The organism is Paenibacillus sp. A3 (assembly GCF_001399685.1).
Taxonomy (GTDB): Bacteria; Bacillota; Bacilli; order Paenibacillales; family NBRC-103111; genus Paenibacillus_G.
This window is the reverse complement of sequence record NZ_JTHN01000396.1, coordinates 1-1,294: the sequence shown is the minus strand read 5'-3', so window position 1 is coordinate 1,294 and position 1,294 is coordinate 1. Positions and strand designations below refer to the sequence as shown.

2 protein-coding genes are annotated in these 1,294 nt (G+C 56.6%); both read left to right on the top strand.

All coding sequences use genetic code 11. The annotated features are described in order from the left end of the window. Positions 1–479, top strand: a 479-nt coding sequence (locus tag QJ48_RS34920; RefSeq protein ID WP_157261882.1) for a substrate-binding domain-containing protein, incomplete at its 5' end; no start/stop codon positions are given. Positions 480–556: 77 nt separating this feature from the next. After that, a partial coding sequence (locus tag QJ48_RS34915) for an ATP-binding cassette domain-containing protein (protein ID WP_157261881.1) occupies positions 557–1,294 on the top strand: 738 nt, incomplete at its 3' end.

The window sequence follows — 1,294 nt, the reverse complement described above, 5'->3', positions numbered from 1 at the left end:
CCGACCGGCGGACAGTCTTTTTGGAAGAGGTGAAGAAAGTTAACCCCGATGTGAAGGTCGTGGCCGATCAAGACGCATGGCTGCAGGATAAGGCCGTCTCCGTCGTCGGCGATATTTTGACGGCTCACCCGGATGTGAACGTCATCTGGGCGGCCAACGAGGGCGGCACGATCGGAGCGGCGATGGCGGTGAAGAATGCCGGCAAATCGGGCAAGGTGTATGTGTTCGGCACCGATGCGAGCTATCAGTTGATCGCGATGCTGAAGGAGAAAGACAATATTTTGCAGGCGATTGCAGGACAAGACCCGTACAACATGGGATATAAAGCGATGGAACTGCTGATCAAGGGCTTGAAGGGCGAAGATGTGAGCGCGAACAAAGGGAAGACGACGAGCGTCGACGGAATTCTGCTAAGTCGCTCCAATCCCGAAGGTATCGCCAAGTTCGAAGCGGATTTGAATGCCAAAATGAGCAAGTGACGTATGAGGTGACGGGGCTGCTGCGGCGGCCCCGGATGGCCGGTAGAATCCCCAGAGGAGATCGCGAGGGAAGGCATATGAGCGTATTGGAAACCCGCAGCATTACGAAGCATTACCCCGGCACGGTCGCCTTGGATCAGGTGTCGGTGTCTTTTGAGAGCGGCAAGGTGCACGCGCTGCTCGGGAAGAACGGGTCCGGCAAGTCGACCCTGCTCAAAATTTTTTCCGGCGCCGTCCAGCCGACCCAAGGAGAAGTTGTGCTGGATGGAACCGCGCTGCGCTTTAAAGATCCCGGTGACGCGTTCGCCCAGGGAGTCGCCACTGTATATCAGGAGCTCAGTCTGGTCCCCGGCATGACGGTGGCGGAAAATATTTTCTTGGGTCGCCTGCCGATGAAAGGCCCGTTCATCGACTGGAAGAAAGCGTACGCGATGACCCGCGAGCTGCTGAACGAGTATAGCATCGATATCGCCTCGGACGAGCTGGTGGCGAATTTGAGCGTCGGTCAGGCGCAAATGATCGAGATCGTGAAAGCGCTGACGTTCAAGCCGAAGGTGCTTCAGTTGGATGAGCCGACCTCGGCTTTGGCCAAAAACGAGATCGATTCGTTGTTCAACATGATCCGCGAGCTGAAGAAAAAAGACGTCATTATCATTTACGTCTCGCACCGTCTCCATGAGCTGTGGGAGATTGCGGATACGTGCACCGTCCTGCGCGAAGGGCATTTTATCGGCACGGCTCCGATGGCCGGTCTCACCCGGAAAGAGCTGATCCATATGATGTTCGGCGACGTGGAGATCCGGACGCGTCCGGAT